Below are 20,370 nucleotides of genomic sequence, written 5' to 3'. Positions count from 1 at the left end.
GAACGGTCTTCCAGCCGGTGACGGCGGCGGGACAGCTCACGGTGACCTCGCCCTGGAAGCCGCCCTGCCAGGAGTTGACCGTCTTGTAGGTGGAGGTGCAGCCGCTCGGCGGGGCCGAGGTGGTGGTGAAGGTGACGGTGCTGGAAGCGGGGGAGGTGTTGCCGGCCGCGTCCCTGGCCACCACGTGGACGGTGTAGGAGGTCTGCGCGCTGAGCCCGGTCAGGGTGATCGAGTTCGTCGCCGAGGAGCCGAGCTTGGTGGTGCCCTGGTAGACGTCGTAGCCGGTGACGGCGCGGTTGTCGGTGGAGGCGGTCCAGGTCAGCGTGGCGCCACTCCCGGTGATCGCGGAGGCGGTGGGCGTGCCCGGCTTGGTCGGCGCCTCGGTGTCGGGGGTGGTGCTCCCACCGTAGATCTTGGCCTCGACGGAGGTCTGCGCGATGCCGTTCGCGCCGTTGAAGAGCCGCTGGCCCCAGCTGGTGAGGCTGGCTGCGTTGAAGTTGGTCACCTGGTCGAGGTACTCGACGCCGCCGCCGTTGCCGCTCCACGACCAGCCGAGGTAGCCGATGCCCCTGGCCTGGGCCTGGGCCATGATCGTGTCCTCGTCGGGGTTGCCGTCCGAGTGGTCGAAGCCGAACTCGCCGACGACCAGGGGCAGCCCGGCGGTCTGGAAGCTCTGCATGTAGCCGGTGACCTCGGCGGCCGTGTCGAACACGCCGTACATGTGGATGGAGAACACGGTGTTGCGCTGCGAGTCGGCGGCGAAGACGGTGGCCGCGTTGTCGCGCATGGTGAAGCTCCAGTCCTGGCCCCAGTTGGGCGCGTCGACCATGATCAGGTGCTGGAAGCCGTTGCTCCGCAGCCGGGAGATCGCGGACGAGGTGGCCTGGGTCCAGCCGGGGGTGGTCGCGTTGTTGCCGATGGGCTCGTTGCCGATGTTGAGGACCACGTAGTCCTCCTGGCCGACGATCGCGCTCTTGACGCTGATCCAGTAGTCCACGGCCTGGTCCAGGGTGTAGGCGCCGCTCTGCTCGCCGTACCCGGTGGTGTCGTGGTTCTCCAGTACGCAGATGAGCTTGTTCTGCTTGCAGAGCGAGACCACGTTCGTCACGTCGGAGACGCCGTTGGCGGTCCACCGGCCGCCGCTGAGCACCACCCGGACCGTGTTCGCGCCGAGCGACTTGATACCCGCGAACGAGGCGGTCTGGGACGGGTACCAGGTGTGCGCGTGGCTGGTGCCCCGCATGACGAACGTGTCGCCGTTCGACTCAACGATCTTCGTGCCGCTCACCCGGAGGCCGACGGCGGCGTGGGCGGGTGGGATCGAGACGAAGAGCGAGAGAAGGAGCGCCGCGAGCAGCGCCAGGCTTCTGAAACGCATGACCTACCTCGGTTGGGGAGTGCCCGGCCGGGCGGAGGGGTCGTCGCGCCCGGCCGGGGCAGGGGGGCGCCGGCCGAGTGGCCCGGGGCGCCTGGACATTGGAGGGACGGGAGGTGTCAGCTCGCGGTACAGGTCACCGGAGTAGGAACGCCGTTGACGCCGCTCTGGCTCGCGGTGAAGCCGAAGGACGCCGACGCGTTCGGGGCGAGGCCGCCGTTCCAGGCCACGTTCCTGACCGACACGTCCGCCCCGGTCTGGGTGAGCGTGCCGTTCCAGAGCTGGCTGATCGTCTGGCCGTTGAGGAACTTCCAGGTCACGGTCCAGCCGGTGATCGCCGAGGCGCCCTCGTTCTTGACGGTGACCTCACCCTGGAAGGCGCCCTGCCAGCTGTTGCCCACCGTGTAGGTGGCGGTGCAGCCGCCCGCCGGGGCCTGGGTGGTGGTGAACGCGGTGCTCTCGGACGCCTCGGAGGAGTTGCCCGCCGCGTCCCTGGCCACCACGGACACGGTGTACGCCGTCGCCGGGGTCAGGCCGGTGAGGGTGTACGAGGCGGCCGCGGAGGTGGCGACCTTCGTCGTGCCCCGATAGACGTCGTAGCCGCTGACGCCGACGTTGTCCGTCGACGCGGTCCAGGTCAGCGTGGCGCCGCTGCCGGTGATCGCGGAGACGGCGGGCTTGCCGGGCCGGGACGGGGCGACGAGGTCCTCCTGTGGCGGCGGCTCGTCACCGGGGGGAGTGCCCCAGATCTTCGTGGTGCCGGAGTAGAGCGTCATGTTCTGCACCCGGACCGGGGTCGCACCGGGGGTGGTGGCGACGCCCACGTACGACCAGTCGTTGGACGGATCCCACGTGCCGGTGCTCGCGAGGCGGAACTGCACCTCGCGCCGGTGCTGTGACTGGCCGGCGGGAGAGATGGAGGTGCCGGAGCAGTCGATGGTGACGTAGTAGGTCTTACCGGACAGCAAGGTCGGCCCGGTCGGAGCCTTGCACTGGTTGTAGGCCGACGACACGGTGACCTGGTTCGCGGTCGTGGTGCCGTCGAGGGTGAAGTAGTAGCGGAACGAGCCGTTGGTCAGCGGGCGCGCGGGCCAGGCCGACTGGTTCCTGACGATGGCCTTGATCTCGGTGAACGTCGAGCCCGAGGCGTTCACCCCGGCCTCGATGAAGATCTCCGGCCCGTCCGGGGTCTCGGCGACCGGGAAGTTCGCGGCGGGGGCCCCGCCGTACTCCCGGTAGAGCCGGGCCAGGGCGCTGGTGAATCCGGCGTTGTAGTCGGTGGCGACCTCGTTCATCACGTAGTCGTCGCGCTTGTCGGTGTAGGCGTCGTTGGGGTCGGGCGGGCCGCCGACGAGGGCGCCGTACAGGGTGTGCCGGGTCTCGACCGGGTTGGTCATCTGGTCGGTCCACGAGCCGTGCGCGGTGCGGTGGTGCGGGTTCTTCGGCGGGTTCGCGCCGAACCCGATCACGTACGAGGAGTTGCGCGGGTTGTCGCCGAGCGCGTAGTTGATCTGCCTGACCGCGAAGTCGTGATACCTCGCCTTGCGCGTCGCGTCGGAGATCGAGTCCGAATGGACCAGGGCCGCGAACGAGGTGTTGGCCGCGTAGCGCAGCGATCCCCATCGGTCGAGCACCGCCTGGCCGCCCGGTGAGTACTTCACCCGCTGGCCGTCGACCCCGACGGTCCAGTAGTCGAGCCAGCGGTTGGCGTCGTCGAGGTACTTCTGCTTGCCGGTCAGCTTGCTCAGCAGCACGTAGGCGCCGTACGACTTGTCGTCCCAGGCGATCGTCCACTTGTAGGACTTCGTGGTGGACTGCGGCTCGGTGCCGAGGTTGTCGTAGTACGACTCCGCCTTGGCCAGGTAGGAGGCGTCCTGGGTGGCCCGGTGCAGCCAGATCGCACCCCAGACCAGCTCGTCGTTGTAGCCGCTCCACGACTGGTAGTAGCCCGACGCGTCGGTGATGCAGTCGCTGTACTTCTTCCGCACGGTGTCGGCGAAGGTGTAGAGCTGCTTGGCGTGCGTCACCAGCGTGTCAGCATAAGTCGGATTTGTCGGGCGGAAAACGATGGAGGACGCCGCCATCGCCGCCGCCGTCTCCCCGGCCAGGTCCGCTCCGCCGCAGGAGGCGTCGATCTTGTAAGCGGGCCGCTCCATCTGCATCGCCTCGGCGGGACCCCACCAGGCGTGGTCCTTGCCGCCGTTGCCGACCTGCCCGTACAGCACGTTCGCCGACGGGTGGGCCTTGATGAAGTAGTCGTTGACGAACTTGAGGTTGTTCAGCAGGTGGGTGAGCTGCCCTGAGGAGACGTACGCGTCGCGGTACTCCACCGCGCCCCAGGCCAGCATCGTCGCGCTGGCCGCCATCGGCAGGCCGAACTTGACGTGGTCGCCCGCGTCGTACCAGCCGCCTGTCAGGTCGAGCCCGACGTCCTGGCCGTCGGTGAGCCCGGAGTCGCCGCGCCAGCTGACGCGGTTCCAGCTCGGCAGCTTCCCCGACTGCTGGGCCTCGTAGAACCAGATGGACTTCTGCAGTGCCTCGCCGTAGGCGAAGGCGGGCGCCGCCGCCTGGGCGGCGGCCGGCACCGGCACCGCCGCCAGTGCCAGCAGCGCGAGCGCCGCCAGGGTCTTCTTCATTGGGGATCGCCTCTCGGAGGTGGTGCTCGGGGCGTGACAGCAGGTCAGGGGTGCCGTCACGCCCCGAGGTCTCGGGGGAGGTGGATCCCGGCCCCCGGTCCGGCTCAGACGAGAGCCGGACCAGGGACCGGGGTCAAGGCCGGAATCGGGATCGGTGAAGGTGCCGGATCAGGGGAAGAGCCGGCCGTACTCGGCCAGGGCGACGGCGACGTCCACCTGCGCCCAGAACCGGTGGTAGTTGAAGGACGGGGCGGGCCCGGTGCCCTTCAGGAAGGCGTCCACCTTCGGCCAGTCCGGGTCGTTCTTGTAGAAGGACCGGATGGACAGGAAGGTCGAGCTGGAGTTGATCACGTCGCCGTTGGGCATCTTGCCGCTCCAGCCCGCGGGGACGTAGACCGGGTCGTTGAGGCGCCGGTAGTCGGCCTTGGTCTCGGGGACCGAGACACCCTTGGCGTCCTGGTTGTTCTTCCACATGCCGTCGAGCAGGCCCTTGGCGACGTTCTTGGCGGTGGCGTTGCCGGACTTGGCCGCGTAGTACATCAGCACCTTGGCGTAGGAACCCGCCACGCCCACGTCCGTCGTGTAGTCCCTGATGCTCACGTGCAGCCCGCTGTTGCTGCCGGGGTTGTTCGCGTTCCAGGTGTCGGGCTGGCCGGTCCACACCAGCGTTGAGGGGATCTGGTAGGTCCCGTCGGCGTTGACGGTGGTGTTGTCGGTGGCCCACTTGACCCACTTGTCGAGGATCAGCTTGGCGTCGGCGTTGCCGGTCGCGTAGTAGAGCTCCGCGACCCGCTCCATCGTCCACGCCTGGAAGCCGAACCACTGGTTGGACGGCGGGTCGTGGTAGACCGGCTGCCAGTCGTAGGCCATGCCGTAGAAGGTGGGCAGTGTCGACGGCGGGGCCGCGTAGTGACCCTGCCAGCTGTTGGTGGCGCCACCGGCGATCGCGCCCTCGCTCGACTGGAGCCAGCGGTAGAACTCAAGCTGCCGCTTGGCGCTGATGGTCCAGTCCGCGACGGCGGTCGTGCCCTTGGGCTTGAGCACGTCCACGCTGGACAGCGCCCAAGCGGCCATCGGGTTCTGGTAACCGGAGTGGTTGTGGCTGGAGCCGATCCGCCAGGCCCAGCCGGCGGAGCTGTCGTTGGCGCCGCCCCAGGCGTAGTACCAGCTCAGCAGGTAGGAGGCACTGTCCTTGCCGGTGCCCGCCGGACACCCGGTGCTGGTGCAGCCCTGCTTCTTGAAGTACTTGTCGTACATCGCGTAGCGCAGGTAGTCGCCCATCTTCGCGGCCTTGGCGACCGTGGCCGAGACCTGCGACGCCTTGTTCTGCTCGGTGGCCCAGGTGTGCGCCCAGTAGGCCACCTGGACGGCGCGGGCGTCGGCGTCGGGGGCGTTGGTGTACTTCCACTGCTTGGCGTAGCTGCTGTCCCCGGTGAACAGGTCCAGGAAGCCGTTCGGGCCGCCGTGCTTGAAGGTGTCGCAGGACGGCTGCGGGATGGTCTCGAAGACCGACTCCTCGGGACCGCGCTGGTAGGTGTTGATGTACGCGGGCCTGGTGGTGCCGTCCCCGCAGCGGCCGAAGCCGTAGGTGTTGTCCACGTCCAGCAGCCAGTGCATGCCGTAGACGTCGCTGGTGTTGTAGGCGGTCTTCAGCTCGCCTGCGATCGGGTCGACGCCGACGCTCACGCTGTTGTCCAGCTTGGACGGGTACTGCTTGATGTCGTCCCACTCGCCGGCGTACGTGGCGGGCTTGGACGGGTTGTAGAAGGAGTTGGTCGGCTGGTCGGCGGTGGCCGGGATGATGTACTTCTCCATCGAGGCCCAGGCCGCGTTGAACCTGGTCCAGTCGCCGCTCACCTTGCCGTAGGCCGCCTCCAGCCACAGGTAGTAGCTGTAGGCCTCGGAGGTGGTCTCGTGCCCGTGGTCCGGTGCCTCGACCATGAAGGTCTCGACCGAGTGATAGGGCACGCCCTCCGGGGAGAAGTAGCCGTTCGCCGGGTCCTTGAGCTTGTTGTACATCGCGATGAAGCGCTTGACGTACTCGTTGTCGCCGCCGGTGACGTCGTTGTCCACCTCGGTGGCGGTCACCTTGGCCGAGGTGTGGCCGGAGGCGGTCGAGGTGAACTCCGCGCTGCCGGAGGTCTGGTCGGCGTCCTCGGCGGCCGCGATCCGCACCGTCTGGGCCGTGTTCCAGTTGGCGGTGGTGAAGGTCAGCGACGCGCCGGAGGAGACGGTCAGGTCGGTGTCACCGCTCGTCCTGGCGGTCGTCACGGTGACGTTCGAGGTCGGGGCCTTGGAGAGCTTGACCGAGAAGTCGGCGGTGCCGCCCTCCGGGACGGCGATGGTGGACGGGGTGGCGAGCACCGTGGCGGCGGAGTCGGCGGTGACGGTGATCCCCACCGGGGTGGAGGTGGTGACCGCCCCCGCGTTGTCGGTCGCCCTCGCGGTGAGCGAGTAGCTTCCGGCGGCGACGTTCGTCCAGTCGAAGGCGTACGGCGCGGTGGTGTCGGTGCTCAGCACCGTGCTGCCGTTGAGGAACTCAACCTTGGAGACGGTGCCGTCGCTGTCGGCCGCGTCGGCGGTGATCGGGACCGTCGCGGGCGCGGCGAAGGTGGCCCCGGCCGCCGGAGCGGTGATCTTCACCGTGGGCGGCTGGTTGACGGGGGTGGTCCCGCCACAGGTCACGCCGTTGACCGTGAAGGAGGTCGGCTTGGGGTTGGTACCGGACCAGCTGCCGTTGAAGCCGATGCTGGTCGAGGCGCCGGTGGCCAGGTTGCCGTTCCAGTCCAGGTTCTTGGCGGTGACGGCCTGGCCGCTCTGCGCCCAGGTGGCGCTCCAGCCCTGGGTGACCTTCTGGGTGGTCGTCGGGAAGTTGAACCCGAGGGTCCAGCCGTTCAGCGGGTCACCGAGGTTCTTGACGGTCACGTTGGCGGTGAAGCCGCCCTGCCAGTCGTTGGTCGTGTAGGTCACGTCACAGGCGACTGCGGCGAGCGCGGGCGAGGCTGCCAGCGCGGTGGTCGTCCCGGCCGCCAGGCTGAGCAGCGCCAGCGCGGCGACTCGTCTCCGGAAGCGTGGGAGCGCTCCCGCTTTGATGGGATATCGATGCATGAAGTGGGCCTCCGGGGGTGAGATCAGCACGAATTTGCTGGTAGTGGCCTCGCGCAGGATCAAGCAAGGGAGAGAGGGGGTGGGAGCGCTCCCATAAGGGATTCTGGGGACAGTCCCGGGGATGTCAATGGCATGTGTCCTCGGTTACGTCGATGTTTCACGGGTCATGCCGCCTGGCTGCTACGATCCGCGCCACTTTTTTCGCAGATCGTGAAAGTTTCAGGCCTTCCGATCTTGAGGGTCGAGCGCTTGCTTGCGGGGTCGGATCCGGCCCCCGGGGCCGCCGGACACCGGGCGCGTGCCGGATCCGTTTCGGGACCCGGGGGATGCCACGCGAGGGCGTGCCGCGCGGCGGCACGCCCTCGACGGTGCCGACGGGCGGGCACCCGTCGGGAAGGTGTCGATCAGGAACAGCTGATGTTGGACGGGCCGGGGGTGGAGGGGCCGGTGGCGGTGAACCCGACGACGACGGACTGGCCCGCCCCGAGGCCGGCCGCGTAGCTCGGGGCCTTCGCGGTGAAGGTGGTCCCGCTCTGGGTGACCGTGGCGTTCCAGCCGCTGCCGAGCGTCACCCCGGACGGCATGGTCCAGCTCGCCGACCAGTTGTTCCAGGTCGACGTCCCGGTGTTCTTCACGGTCAGCTCCGCCTGGAAGCCGCCCGACCAGGAGTTCGTGGTCGCGTACGTCGTCCCGCAGGTGGTGGCCGTGGCCGTGGGTGTGGGCGTGGGTGTGGAGGTGCCGCCGCCGACCGGCGGAATCAGGTATGGCTGAAGAATGTCTTGCTTGTCCTGGTTAATCGAGATCCAGTCGTCCTTGGCGATGCCGCCGGTGTCACCGGAGTTGGGATTCCACGACCAGTAGGTGAAGGACATTCCGTTCACCCCGGTGCCGGTGTATTTCATTAATTCCTGGAGCCAGACCTTGTCCACGGCCGCCTGGAGCGTGGTGCCGAACTCGCCCATCATTATCGGGGCGATGTTCTGCTTGTAGAGATAGCCCCAGTACCTGTCCCAGATCGCGGGCATGTTCGCCGGATAGTTCGGCGCGTCGAACCACGCCTGGTGATAGACCGAGGTGGCGTATTCGTGGGGCGAGTAGACCAGTCGGTTCGCCACGTTCAGCCGCACGGGGAATTCCCCGGCCTTGGACAGGTTGCCGCCCCACCAGCCGCAGTCCTCGTCGTTGCTCGGGTCGTTGTCCCAGACGTTCGACAGGCCACCGCTCGGGCAGCTCACCCCCTCGACGAAGATCAGCCAGTTGGGGTTGACCGACAGCACCGCGTTGCCCGCCCGCTCGGCGGCCAGTCGCCAGTCGCGCGCGGTGTCGCCGCACCCCCAGCATGCCCCGGTGGCCGCCGGATTGGTGCCCTCGGCATGCGGTTCGTTGTGCAGGTCGGCGCCGATGACCGTGGTGTTGCCCGCGTACCGCTGGGCGAGGGCCTTCCAGTCGTTGATCCAGGTGCTCTCCGGCGTCGAGGCGACGTACCACAGGGCAGACTGCCCGGCGGCGGTCGGCCGGTGCCGGTCGAGGATGATCCGCATCCCCTTGCTTCCCGCGTAGGCGATGACCTTGTCGAGGATCTGCAGCGGGGTGTTGCCGACCAGATCGGGGTTGACGAAGTCGTTGATGCCGCTGGCGACCGCGCCGGGCTTGAGCGCGTCGTTGGAGAAGGGCACGCGCAGGGTGTTGTAGCCGAGCGAGGCCATCTTGTCGATCTGCCCCTTCCACGGGTTGCTCGACCACAGCCCGTGGAAGGTCTTGTTGTCGGTCTCCATGCCGAACCAGTTGATACCGGTCAGCCGGACCGTCGCACCCGTGCTGTCGACGATCTTGTTACCGGAGGTGCGCAGGTAGCCGGTACCGGTTCCGCCCGCGGCACCCGCGGGGGAGGAGCCGAGCGCGACCGCCAGCGCCGAGGTGACCACGAGCGCCGCGAGCGCCGCCGGCCACCTGCGTACACGCAGGACTTTCATCAAGAGCCCTTCGGGGACGGGATCTGTACGCGGGGAGAGTGCCCCGCGATCGAAAGGTGCGGCCGGTCGCGCTCGTCATGGTTCGGCGCCCGCCCCGCTCCCGTCAACCACCGGCAGGACCGTTCCCGTCCCCCGCGGCGCCCGCACCCCGCTCTAGCTCGCCCTGTGCGACCGCCGCCCCGCCGGTCGCCCCCTGAAAGTTTCACCCGCCGCGCCAGCCGGCGGCCTGTGCACCGGTCGTCCGGCTGTTGCCCCGCCCCGCCGCCGATCGGTCCTCCACCGGCGCCGGTCAGCAGTGGCAGTCCATCGCCACGGCCGTCCGGTCACGATGCCGATCGAGCAGGGAGCGCAGCGCGTCCTGCCAGTCCCGCTCCGGCATGTCGCCGCGATCGAACCACCGGCCGTCCGGGGTGATGACCGCGTACGGGAACCGGAGGATGTCGGGGACGAGTTCCGAAACGGGGCGCACGTTGTCCTCCGGCCGGACCACGTCCGGCCCGTACCTGCGCCGGTACTCGTCCGGCCGGAGATCGTGGTGTTGCTCCTTGCCCCGGATTATGCCGTCATAACGGCCTCCGACCGTGAAGCCGTCGCATTTGACATTCGGAAGTTCGAGCCCCGTTTCCTCGTCGAGGAAATCAACGCCCCAGAACGTTTTCATCAGCTGCTCGGCCCGCGCGATCGGGTCCGGGTCCACCTCGTCGACAAGAACAAGGGTAAGAAAGTGTGACATGTTTATTTACCATATAGAACGCGATGGTTTTTCGATGTAAGCCTCCGCGGCTGGGACCTGAGCCCCCTCCAACGAGCGAATCCGAGGGGGCTCGGCGCCTATCCGGTCAGGGCGACCGACACGAGCAGGAGCTGGGCCTCCAGCGCGCGGCGGAAATCGTCGGGCAGGGAGCCCTCCCGGTTCCGGTCGGCGATCTTTCCCCAGATCGAGGTGAGGTCGCCGGAGTCCCGGACACTGTTGGCCAGCACCTGCCGCAGGTCCAGGGCCACGTCAGGGCGGATCCTGCCCTCGTCCTCCCCCTTCGCCAGCAGGGCGTTGAAGCTCCGCAGGCTCTGGTTGAGGTTCGGGACGGAGGAGCGGACAGCCTCCGTCCAGGGCGTCTGCTCCGCCTTCTGTCCGCTCCCCTTGCCGATGGCGGGAGCGGAAGGGGAGGAGCTGGGGCTCGGCGTCGCGTCCGGTTCGGGGAACGTGGTGGCGAGGTCGAGGGCGGCGGACGGGAGCGTTCCGCGCCCCTGGGGGTCGGCCACCTGGCCGTCGGGGTGACCGGTGAGCTGGCTCCACACCAGGCCTCCCACCAGCAGTGCCGTCGCCGTCGCGGTGACCATGCTCCAGCGTGTCAGGGTGCCGCCTCCGGTCGAACGGGGCGGCATCAGGGCTTCTGCCAGGCCGTCGGCCACCTCCTGGGCCTTCGGCCGGAGCTCGGGCCGATGTGACAGGCAGACCTGGCAGAGTGCGCTGATCTGTACCGGCATCCCCGGCACGTCCGCCGTCGGCGGGGGCCCCTCCCGCCGGACGTTCTCGATCTCCTCCCAGGTGCGTTCCGGATACGGGGGGTTGCCGGTGAGCATCTCGAACAGCAGCACGCCCAGCGCGTAGACGTCGCTCGCCGGGTCCGCGACGGTGCCGGTCAGCCGCTCGGGCGCCACGTAGGGAGGCGTGCCGTAGTCGGAGGCCCGGTCGTCGCCGTCCTCTCCGATGAACGCCGCGATGCCGAAGTCGAGCAACTTGGCGCCGGTGGAGGTCAGCAGCACGTTGTCGGCGGTGACGTCCCGGTGGACGATCCCCCGCTCGTGGGCGGCGGCCAGCACGGTGGCCAGCCTGGCGGCGATCAGCGCCGCCTCCGCCCAGGGCAGCGGGCCCTCGATGATCCGGTCGGAGAGCGGCCGCCCCTCCAGCAGTCGCATCACCACGTAGGCGGCCAGCCGGCCGTGCGAGGTCACGGTCTCCCCGTAGTCGTAGACCTCGATCGCGTCGGGATGGATGAGGCGCGCGGTGGCGCGCGCCTCCCTGCGGATGAGCTCGCGCTCCCCGTGGTCGACGCCGAGCTCGCCGTCCAGCAGCTTGACCGCGACCATCCGCTGCAGCGACTGGTCGAAGGCACGCCAGATGACGCTCATGCCGCCCCAGGCGATCCGCTCCAGCAGCAGGTACCTGCGGGTGAGCACGTCTCCCGCACGGAGTCCGACGGGGTCAGGCGGACTCACGGACCACCAGCTCAGTGGGGAGTACGGGGTTGTCACGGGATGCGCCCGCCGAGCCCATCGAGAGCAGCAGCAGCCTGGTGGCCAGCGCCGCGAACTCCTCCACCGGCTGACGGACCGTGGTGAGCGTGGGGGAGGTCCGCCGGGCCGCGGGGGCGTCGTCGAAGCCGATGACCGCCACGTCCTCAGGCACCCGGCGGCCGGCCCGGCGCAGGGTCTGCAACGCGGCCGCGGCCATCACGTCGGAGGCCGCGAAGACCGCGTCGACGTGCGGCATCCGGCGTAACAGCCACTGCATGCCGTGCACCCCCGACGCGTGGCTGAAGTCGCCGTACGCGACCGGCACGCCGGTCATCCCGGCCAGGGCGAGGGTCTGCAGGAATCCGTCGAGCCGGTCGCGGGCGGCCGGCAGGGCGGGCGGCCCCGCGATGACGCCGATGGACCGCCGGCCGCCGAGCAGCAGGTGCTCCGCCGCCTGCCTGCCGCCGTCGCGGTTGTCCATGTCGACATGGGGGAGGTCGATGCCGTCCGGGGGACGGCCCGCGCTGCGTACCGGGATGCCCGAGGCGGCCAGGGTCACCACGAGCGGGTGCCTGTCGCGCGCGCCGATCAGCAGCACGCCGTCGATGCCTCCGGCGACGAGCGGGGGCGTGGCGATGGTGGAGGTGGCCGCGGTGGCGGTCATCACGGCCAGCGGAACGCCGTGCCCGGTGAGGACCTCCTCCGCAGCGGTGATCATTCTTGCGTAGAACGGCTCGGTGAACAGCCGGTGCGCGGGTTCGCAGACCACTACGGCCACGACCTGGTCGGATCGGCGGCCGGAGCCGCCACGGGGAGCGCGATGCCTGACGTAACCGAGACGCGAGATTGCGTCATGCACCTGCCTACGAGTCGATGTGCTGACTCTGACTGAACCGGTGAGTACCCGGGACGCGGTGGCGGGGGAGACCCCTGCCTCTGCTGCGACCTGGGCAAGTGTGGGTAGATCCGTCATAACTTCCTCCACACCAAGATTCCGCACAGGTGGGAGCGCTCCCAGTGAACCTAGCATTGTTTCGGAAGTGTCAAAAGATGTTTCCGAAAAATCACCATATGTATGTCAAATTTCCCTGACAACCCAGTCAGAGGCAAGTATCGCCATGATTACGGAGTCGTACCATTCACCGTTCATGCGCAGTGCGTCACGGCACACCCCCTCCTGGGTGAAGCCGATCTTGCGGTAGACGTGGGCGGCCCGCTCGTTGAACGCGTAGACCTCCAGGCTCACCCGGTGCAGCGGCGTGGAGGTGAAGGCGTGGTCGAGGGTCAGCCGGATCGCCTCGGTGCCGTACCCCCTGCCGTAGGCGCGGGGGCCGATCAGCGCGATGCGCAGATTGCAGGAGAGGTTGTCCGCGTCGAGCTGGTTGAGCACGATCTCGCCCACGTAGGCGTCGTCCTCGGCGGTGCAGATCGCCAGATCCAGCCGGTCGTCGTGGTCACCCCGCGAGCCGTACCAGCTCTTGAGCGACTGGAACTCCGGCTTGCCGTGCGAGCCGGTCAGCCGGACGGTCTCGGGGTCGTTGACCAGCTCCCAGAGACCGTCCACATGCTCGGGACCGACGGGCCGGAGCGTCACGTGCTCTCCGGAGAGCGTGGGTTTGTGCGCGAACATCATTCGGTGTGTCTATCGGCCGAAACCCCGCAGGGCAACCGGATCGCCGGAGGCGCCGGGCCTCAAGCCGAGGGGAGAGGGCCTCACCAGGGGCCGTACGGCCCCTGGTTGCCGCCCTTGCCGATCTCCCGCACGGCGGGGCGCACGTCGGCGAGGTAGATGCCCGAGGCGATGACGGAGGCGATCGTGAAGATGCTCAGCGTGTTGAGGTAGCCCACCGCGGCGGCGAAGCCGAACAGCGCCGCCAGCCCAAGGATGACCAACCACAGGTTCTTGCTCTGCTTGCCGGTGACCGCGAACGCCCGTGCCGGAGTCTTCACCGCGTGGATGAGCGCCCAGCCCGACAGTGCGAACACCCCGACGGCCAGGATCCAGAAGACCAGGTCCAGGGCACCGTGGATTTGGATCATCGTCTCTCCAGAACACTCGCCTCACCGGTTTCCCTCAGCCTAATGCCGAAAGTCCCCTTCGCGGCGTCATCGGCCTTCACCTGCCCGCTCCGGTCGAACACGCGGGGGAACCCCGCCGGCCGGGGAGCGGCCCTCGAACGCCGCAGGACCCGCCCCGGCGGTGCCGGAACGGGTCCTGGAGCCGGCGGGTGTCCTGCCCGGCCGCGACCTCGCGTGACGAGCCCTCGACGGGCTCAGGCCTTGGAGGTGCCGGACTTCGAGGTGCGGGTGCCCCTCTTCGGGGTCGTGGGCCGGGCGGCCTCGGAGAGCTCCTCCAGCTCCAGGGCGGCATCGCCGCTCGTCTTGGAGACGACCTTGCGGCCGCGGTTGGCGAACTCCTCGTAGAGCTCGGTGGCCCTGCCCGCGAACTGGTCGGCGTAGTCGCGTGCCTTAACGGGGAAGTCCTTGGCGTAGCCCTCGGCCTTGCCGGCGAGCTCCCTGGCCTTCTCCGGGAGGTCCTTCGCGGCCTCGCGGATCTCCTCGCGGCGGCTCTGCAGCTTCTGGATCCGCTCAGGAAGCTCCATGAGCTTCTCGACGGCGAAGTCGCCGGCCCCGGCGACGGCGTAGAACGGCTTGGATTCGGCGAGCTTCTTGACTTCGGTGGTGATGGGCATGGGTTAACCTTCCTTGGTTTCCTTTGTGATGTGGCCGTTGCTCGGGGGCGCCGCGTAGGGTTTCAACGCGGTGAGATATTCCCCGGGCAGCGGTACCTCGTCGTCAGGCGAGGAGCCCGCGTCACCCTGCCGGGGCTCCGGTGCGGGATGCGCTTTCTGGGAGGTCTGCGCGTCCTCGCCCGGAGCCTCAGCCCGGTTCTCCTTGCGAAACGACTCATAGATGTCGATCAGCACCTGGCGCTGGCGCTCGGTGATGAGGTGGTCGGCTCTGATCGCGGTCAGCACGTCGCTGTCCGGCTCGCGCTCCTCGATGAGACCGGCCTGGACATAGAGCGCCTGCGACGAGATGTGCAGGCCCTTGGCGATCTGGTTCAGTATCTCGGCGCTGGGCTTGCGCAGCCCGCGCTCGATCTGGCTCAGGTAGGGGTTGGAGACCCCCGCCGCCGCGGCGAGCTGACGCAGGGAGATCTTCGCGTGCGTGCGCTGCTCGCGGATGTACTCACCGATCGAGCCGACCTTGGGTAGTGCCATGCCTTGAGTCTGCCTCACCATGCTTGCAATTGCAAACGCCGTGGCTAACACTTGCAAGCGTTTTGGGGTGAAGTTGTACCAGGACCGGCCGGCACGCCGAGGTGAGGTCAGTGCGGGATCAGCCAGAGCAGCGGGGCCGAGGTCGTCAGGGTGACGGAGAAGGCGACGATGGCGTAGCGGACCCCGAGCGGCAGGATCGGCCCCGGCGTCACCAGGCGCTCGACCCTGGCCATCACGGCGGCGGACGAGGAGGTCGCGGCGCCCAGCGCGCCGTGCGGCGCGGGGACGGCGCCCGCCGTGCCGAAGCGCAGCAGGGCGGTCGCCAGGCGGCGCGGGGAGCAGTAGCGGCGGGCGACGTCGTCGGCGGCCATCTCCACCAGCAGGCCGACCTCGCTCTGCGCGTCCTTGACCACGCGTGACCAGGGCAGGGCCCTGCGCAGCGCGGCGAAGGGCAGCAGCACCAGGTCGTGTCGCTCGCGCACATGGGCGGTCTCGTGGGCGAGCACCGCGGTCAGCTCGTCGGCGGAGAGCAGCTTCAGCGCGCCCTCGCTGACCACCACCTGGGAGCGGAGGCCGGGCACGCAGTAGGCGGTGGCGCCCGGGTGGTCGAGCACCCGTACGCCGGGGACCACCGGGTCCTCCCTGGCGATCAGGGCGAGCAGGGTGCGGTGCCGCTGCCGGGCCCGGAACGTCTGCAGGCCCGCGGCGAGGAGCACCATGATCAGCACGGCGAGCGCCGTCAGCCCGGCGATGAGCGCGACGATCCTCGGCAGGTCGTACGGCAGGGGCGCCCCCTGGCCGCCGCCGAACGCGGAGGCGGCGAAGCCGGCCAGGCCGTGCAGCACACCCCGGCCATAGGGCTCCAGCGCGTAGCCGAGCAGAGCGCCCGTCCCGGCCAGCCCCCAGGTGACCCCCAGCGCCTGCCACAGCACGATGGCCACGTGCGGAGCGCGGTAGGTCCACCGCGCCCTGGTGAGCCGCCAGGCGCCGACCGCGCAGGCCAGGGCGAGCGTCGCCAGGGCTGCCGCGGTCATCTACTCGTCCTCCAGCTCCTCCTCAAGGCCGGTCAGGGCCCTGCGCAGGATGTCGGCTTCGGTGCCGGTGACGGCCTGGGCGAACCGGGTGAGGGCCGCCGACCGGTCACCGGTCAGATCCAGTGCCTCCAGCATAAGCTCCGCGACGTAGGCGTCGCGGCTCTCCGCGGGTGCGTACCGCCACGCGCGCCCGTCGCGGGTGCGGACCAGGAAGCCTTTGCGGGTGAGCCGGTCGAGCACGGTCATCACGGTGGTCGGCGCCAGGTCGCGGTCGGATATCAGGCGCCCGACCTCCCGTGCCGTCACGGGGGATGATTGTGCCCAGATGATGTCCATGATGCTGCGTTCAAGCTCGCCGAGACCCTTCACACCGTCAAGACTAACCCCCGCACCACGAGGGGTAGTACTACGGGTTGTCGAGTGATGCGTTTCACGGCGTGGCCACTCGTCTCGCGCTCTCGCTCGGGGCGCGGCGGAGTCCGGCCGGTCATCTCGGGGCGACCGCGGCCCAGGGGAGAGTGATCTCACCGAGCCGCCAGCGCGACCGGCCGCCGAGCGGGGGGCGCTCGGCCAGCGGCCAGGTCCCGGCGAGCGTCTCCGCGGAGGCGATCCAGCGCTGGCGGGAACCGTAGGAGCCGAAGGGCGCGTTGACCGCCCAGGCGTGGTCGAAGTCACGCAGGAAGGCATGGACGGGCTCACCGGGGACGTTGCGGTGGATGAGCGTCTTGGGCAGCCGGTCGGCCAGGTCCGAGGGGCGCTCGAAGGAGTCGAAGCGGGCCGAGAGGGTCAGTGTCCGGGGACCCGAGCGGTCGAGCCCGACCCAGACCGCGCGGTGGCCCACCTCCGAGCAGGTGCCCTCGACGATCACCCCGTCCGGCGCGAGCCGCTCGCGGAGCATCGCCCAGTACTCCCACGCCTGCGCCTCGCCGTACTGCCGCAGCACGTTGAACGCCCTGACCAGCAGGGGCGGCCGGTCCACCGGCAACTCGAAGCCGCCAAGCGCGAAGGACAGCCCCGGACGCTCGTGGGGGCTGGCCGCCGCGACCCTGGCCGGGTCGATCTCGACGCCGACGACTTCGACCGAGGGGCAGATCCGGCGCAGCCGCAGGAACATCTCCAGGGTCGTGGTGTGCGAGGCCCCGTAGCCGAGGTCGACCACCAGCGGGCGGTCGGCGGCGCGCAGCAGGCGGCCGTGCGCGGCGACGATCCACCGGTCGGCCCGCCGCAGGCGGTTGTGACCGGTGGTCCCCCTGGTGATCTCCCCTATCGGCTTGGACATGGTTCAGACGCGGTGGAGTTTGTGCTGGGCGGCCTGGGCCCGGGGGCGCATGACGAGGCGGTCGATGTTCACGTGGGCCGGTCGGGTCACGCACCAGGCGATGGCGTCGGCCACGTCCTGGGCGGTGAGCGGGTCGGGCACGCCCCGGTAGACCTCGTCGGCGGCGGCGGAGTCGCCGCGGAAGCGGTTCAGCGAGAACTCCTCGGTGTGGACCAGCCCGGGGGCGATCTCGACGATCCTGACCGGCAGGCCGACCAGCTCCAGCCTGAGCACCTCGGTCATCGAGGTCTGCGCGTGCTTGGCCGCGTTGTAGCCGCCGCCGCCCTCGTACGAGACGAGCCCGGCCACCGAGGTCAGCATCAGCAGCACGCCGTCGCCGGACTCGATCAGCCGGGGCAGCAGTGCCTGGGTGACGCGGAGCGTGCCGAGCACGTTGACGTCGTACATCCGCTGCCAGTCCGCGACATCCCCGCTCGCCACGGGTTCCAGGCCGATCGCGCCACCGGCGTTGTTGATCAGCACGTCACAGCGGTCGAGCGAGGAGGCCAGCTCGTCCACCGACTCCTGCGACGTCACGTCCAGGGTGACCGCGCGGATGCCGGGCACCTCGGCGGCCAGCGCCTCCAGTCGCTCCCGGCGCCGTGCCGCGGCCACCACGTCGAAGCCCTCCGCGGCCAGCCTGCGGGCCGTCGCCTCGCCGATCCCACTGCTGGCCCCTGTCACCACAGCCGTCCTCTTCATGACCCCCCATCCTGCCAGGAGCACCCCGCGCGGACCCTTCTGAGGTGATGTGTCGGGAATGTTGCGGATTATCAGATGGTTTAGCCCACTCGGAGGTGGTGTCGGTGAGGCGACGGCGGGTCAACCGAGTCGCGACGATCAGCATGCACACGTCCCCCCTGGACCAGCCGGGAACCGGGGACGCGGGCGGTATGAACGTCTATATCGTCGAGGTGGCCAAGCGCCTGGCCGAACTCGGGGTGGAGGTGGAGATCTTCACCCGGCAGACATCCCGGGACCTGCCACCGGTCGCGGAGATCGTTCCGGGCGTCTCGGTCCGCCACGTCACCGCCGGACCGTACGAGGAACTCGACAAGGGCGACCTGCCAGGCCAGCTCTGCGCCTTCCTGTCGGGCGTGCTGCGTGCCGAGGCCATGTACGAGCCGGGCCGCTACGACGTCATCCACTCCCACTACTGGCTCTCCGGCCAGGTGGGCTGGCTGGCCAAGGAGCGCTGGGGCCTGCCGCTGGTGCACACCATGCACACCATGGCCAAGGTGAAGAACCTCCTGCTGGCCGAGGACGACAAGCCCGAGCCGACGGCCCGGGTACTGGGCGAGCAGCAGGTCGTGGACGTCGCCGACCGCCTGGTGGCCAACACCCCCGCCGAGGCCAGTGATCTCGTCGAGCTGTACGGGGCGGCCCCCGCCCGGGTCGAGGTGGTCAACCCCGGCGTGAGCCTCAGGGTCTTCCAACCCGCCTCCAAAGGCGCGGCCCGGCACCGGCTCGGGCTGCCGCAGGACGCCCACCTGCTGCTCTTCGTGGGCCGCGTGCAGCCGCTGAAGGCCCCGGACGTGCTGCTGCGCGCCGCGGCCAGGATGCTTCTCGAAGATCCCTCGCTCAGGTCGAGACTGGTCGTCGTCTGCGTCGGCGGCCCCAGCGGCAACGGCCTGGCCAGGCCCTCGTACCTCACCGACGTGGCCGCCTCACTGGGGATCTCCGACGTGGTCAGGATCGTTCCACCGGCGCCCCAGCACGAACTGGCCGACTGGTACCGCGCGGCCGATGTGACGGTCGTCCCCTCGCACAACGAGTCGTTCGGCCTGGTGGCCCTGGAGTCCCAGGCATGCGGCACCCCCGTCGCCGCCGCGTCCGTGGGCGGGCTGCGCACCGCCGTGCGCGACGGCGTCTCCGGGGTGCTCGTCGAGGGGCACGACCCCCACGACTGGGCGCGGGTGCTCGCCCGGTTCGTGTACGCCCCCGCCTGGCGGGAGGCGCTGTCCGCGGCCGCGGTGGCCCACGCGGCGGCCTTCGGCTGGTCGGCCACCGCGGCCAGGCTGGCGGACGTCTACGCCGGGGCGATGGCGAACCTGCACCGGGTCCCCATCGCGGTCAGCTCGTGAGACCCGCTCGTAGGCTGGGCCCATGCGCGAAGTGATCGAGGCGGCGCTGAAGAGCGCGGACGTCTCCTACGAGCAGCCCAGGCCGGGGGCCTTCCTGGTGAAGCTCCCCGGCCAGCACAAGCTCGCCACCATGACCTGGCTGATCGTCGGAGACCAGGTCCTGCACGTGGAGGCGTTCTTCTGCCGTCAGCCGGACGAGAACCACGCCGAGTTCTACCGCTGGCTGCTCACCAAGAACGGCTCCATGTACGGGGTGCGCTTCGCCCTCGACCCGATCGGTGACGTCTACCTCGTGGGCCGGGTCCCGTTGGGGGCGGTCACCGAGGAGGAGATCGACCGCCTTCTCGGGTGCGTGCTCACCTACTCCGACGAGGGGTTCGACCGTGCCCTGGAGCTGGGTTTCGCCACCTCGATCCGGCGCGAGTGGGAGTGGCGCGCCAAGCGCGGAGAGTCGCTCGCCAACCTCCGGGCATTCGCCCGCTTCGCCGATCCCGACCGCTGAGGGGCACCGGAGGACGCCCACTAAGCTTGTCGGTATGTCGACTTTGGTGCTGCTCCGGCACGGTGAGAGTGAATGGAACGCCAAGGGTCTGTTCACCGGATGGGTGGACGCGGGACTCTCGGCCAAGGGCGAGGAGGAGGCACGGCGCGGCGGAAGGCTGCTTCTCGACGCCGGGGTGCGACCCGACGTGGTGCACACCTCGCTGCTGACCAGGGCGATCCAGACGGCCAACCTCGCGCTGGGCGCCGCCGACCTGCTCTGGCTGCCGGTCTCCCGGTCCTGGCGGCTCAACGAGCGCCACTACGGCGCCCTGCAGGGCAAGGACAAGGCGCAGACGCGGGCCGAGTTCGGAGACGAGCAGTTCATGCTCTGGCGCCGCTCCTACGACGTCCCGCCGCCCGTGCTCGCCGACGACGACGAGTTCTCCCAGTCCGGCGACCCCCGCTACGCGCTGCTGCCGAGCGAGCTGCTGCCCAGGACCGAGTGCCTCAAGGACGTCGTCGAGCGCATGCTGCCCTACTGGTACGACCAGATCGTGCCCGACCTCGCGGCCGGTAGGAGCGTGCTGGTCGTCGCGCACGGCAACTCGCTCCGGGCGCTGGTCAAGCACCTGGACGGGATCGGCGACGACGAGATCGCCGGGCTCAACATCCCCACCGGCATCCCGCTCCAGTACGAGCTGGACGCGGACTTCCGCCCCGTCACCCCGGGCGGCCGGTACCTCGACCCCGCCGCCGCCGAGGCCGCCATCGAGGCGGTGGCCAACCAGGGCAAGTAGTCCCGGCCTCATCCGCAGGAATGCCGGGAGGGCCCGCCGGATCCGGCGGGCCCGCCCCGCCATACAAGGGACCGACGGGGGGTGGGGGGTCAGAGGGCGCCGG

The 20,370-nt window shown here is 69.6% G+C and carries 18 protein-coding genes; 3 read left to right on the top strand and 15 right to left on the bottom strand.

Annotated elements, in window-relative coordinates:
- The 15 genes from AB0J58_RS26695 to AB0J58_RS26625 form a co-directional block, all read right to left on the bottom strand.
- Positions 1-1,378 (bottom strand): cellulase family glycosylhydrolase (locus AB0J58_RS26695; protein ID WP_364220253.1); only part of this gene is annotated, 1,378 nt, incomplete at its 3' end.
- A gap of 116 nt (positions 1,379-1,494) precedes the next feature.
- Positions 1,495-4,011, bottom strand: a complete 2,517-nt coding sequence (locus tag AB0J58_RS26690; protein WP_364220250.1) for a glycoside hydrolase family 9 protein — start codon at positions 4,009-4,011, stop codon at positions 1,495-1,497.
- 168 nt (positions 4,012-4,179) lie between these two features.
- The gene (locus tag AB0J58_RS26685; protein WP_364220247.1) at positions 4,180-7,119 is read right to left on the bottom strand and encodes a glycoside hydrolase family 48 protein; all 2,940 of its coding nucleotides are present in this window, start codon (positions 7,117-7,119) and stop codon (positions 4,180-4,182) included.
- Positions 7,120-7,523: 404 nt separating this feature from the next.
- Positions 7,524-9,092: a cellulase family glycosylhydrolase gene (locus tag AB0J58_RS26680; RefSeq protein WP_364220244.1), complete on the bottom strand. Its 1,569-nt coding sequence runs from the start codon at positions 9,090-9,092 to the stop codon at positions 7,524-7,526.
- A 289-nt stretch (positions 9,093-9,381) separates the two neighbouring features.
- A complete protein-coding gene (locus AB0J58_RS26675; RefSeq protein ID WP_364220241.1) occupies positions 9,382-9,825 on the bottom strand; it encodes a hypothetical protein in 444 nt (147 codons plus the stop codon).
- Between the two features lie 98 nt (positions 9,826-9,923).
- Positions 9,924-11,309, bottom strand: coding sequence for a serine/threonine-protein kinase (locus AB0J58_RS26670; RefSeq protein WP_364220238.1), 1,386 nt, complete (start codon positions 11,307-11,309; stop codon positions 9,924-9,926).
- Entirely contained in the window at positions 11,296-12,300 is a 1,005-nt protein-coding gene (locus AB0J58_RS26665) for a LacI family DNA-binding transcriptional regulator (RefSeq protein ID WP_343968517.1), read from the bottom strand. The genes AB0J58_RS26670 and AB0J58_RS26665 overlap by 14 nt, the downstream gene beginning before the upstream one ends.
- A gap of 105 nt (positions 12,301-12,405) precedes the next feature.
- The gene (locus AB0J58_RS26660) at positions 12,406-12,960 is read right to left on the bottom strand and encodes a GNAT family protein (RefSeq protein ID WP_343968515.1); all 555 of its coding nucleotides are present in this window, start codon (positions 12,958-12,960) and stop codon (positions 12,406-12,408) included.
- Between the two features lie 80 nt (positions 12,961-13,040).
- On the bottom strand, positions 13,041-13,367 hold the full coding sequence (locus AB0J58_RS26655) for a DUF2516 family protein (protein WP_030924443.1): 327 nt from the start codon (positions 13,365-13,367) through the stop codon (positions 13,041-13,043).
- Between the two features lie 233 nt (positions 13,368-13,600).
- Positions 13,601-14,020, bottom strand: a complete 420-nt coding sequence (locus AB0J58_RS26650) for a hypothetical protein (protein ID WP_343968514.1) — start codon at positions 14,018-14,020, stop codon at positions 13,601-13,603.
- A gap of 3 nt (positions 14,021-14,023) precedes the next feature.
- Positions 14,024-14,551 carry a helix-turn-helix transcriptional regulator gene (locus tag AB0J58_RS26645; RefSeq protein ID WP_343968512.1) on the bottom strand — a complete coding sequence of 176 codons (528 nt, stop codon included), beginning with the start codon at positions 14,549-14,551 and terminating at the stop codon, positions 14,024-14,026.
- 107 nt (positions 14,552-14,658) lie between these two features.
- Complete coding sequence (locus tag AB0J58_RS26640; RefSeq protein WP_364220234.1) at positions 14,659-15,585, bottom strand: M56 family metallopeptidase; 927 nt, start codon at positions 15,583-15,585, stop codon at positions 14,659-14,661.
- Positions 15,586-15,954: a BlaI/MecI/CopY family transcriptional regulator gene (locus AB0J58_RS26635; protein WP_084195977.1), complete on the bottom strand. Its 369-nt coding sequence runs from the start codon at positions 15,952-15,954 to the stop codon at positions 15,586-15,588.
- A gap of 118 nt (positions 15,955-16,072) precedes the next feature.
- The gene (locus tag AB0J58_RS26630) at positions 16,073-16,864 is read right to left on the bottom strand and encodes a class I SAM-dependent methyltransferase (RefSeq protein ID WP_364220231.1); all 792 of its coding nucleotides are present in this window, start codon (positions 16,862-16,864) and stop codon (positions 16,073-16,075) included.
- A 3-nt stretch (positions 16,865-16,867) separates the two neighbouring features.
- Positions 16,868-17,605 (bottom strand): SDR family oxidoreductase, encoded by a 738-nt coding sequence (locus AB0J58_RS26625; RefSeq protein ID WP_364220228.1) that lies wholly within the window; start codon positions 17,603-17,605, stop codon positions 16,868-16,870.
- Positions 17,606-17,703: 98 nt separating this feature from the next.
- Between AB0J58_RS26625 and mshA the strand changes: the two genes are divergently transcribed.
- The 3 genes from mshA to AB0J58_RS26610 are packed head-to-tail and all read left to right on the top strand — an operon-like array spanning position 17,704 to position 20,267.
- Positions 17,704-18,987, top strand: coding sequence for a D-inositol-3-phosphate glycosyltransferase (mshA, locus tag AB0J58_RS26620; protein WP_364220225.1), 1,284 nt, complete (start codon positions 17,704-17,706; stop codon positions 18,985-18,987).
- A gap of 22 nt (positions 18,988-19,009) precedes the next feature.
- On the top strand, positions 19,010-19,489 hold the full coding sequence (locus AB0J58_RS26615) for a YbjN domain-containing protein (protein WP_364220222.1): 480 nt from the start codon (positions 19,010-19,012) through the stop codon (positions 19,487-19,489).
- A gap of 34 nt (positions 19,490-19,523) precedes the next feature.
- A complete protein-coding gene (locus AB0J58_RS26610; RefSeq protein WP_364220219.1) occupies positions 19,524-20,267 on the top strand; it encodes a phosphoglyceromutase in 744 nt (247 codons plus the stop codon).
- Positions 20,268-20,370 lie beyond the last annotated feature (103 nt).

Source organism: Streptosporangium sp. NPDC049644, assembly GCF_040675205.1.
GTDB classification, from domain to species: Bacteria; Actinomycetota; Actinomycetes; order Streptosporangiales; family Streptosporangiaceae; genus Streptosporangium; species Streptosporangium fukuiense.
Note: the sequence above shows the minus strand (reverse complement) of the source record. Positions and strands in the feature narration are given on the sequence as shown.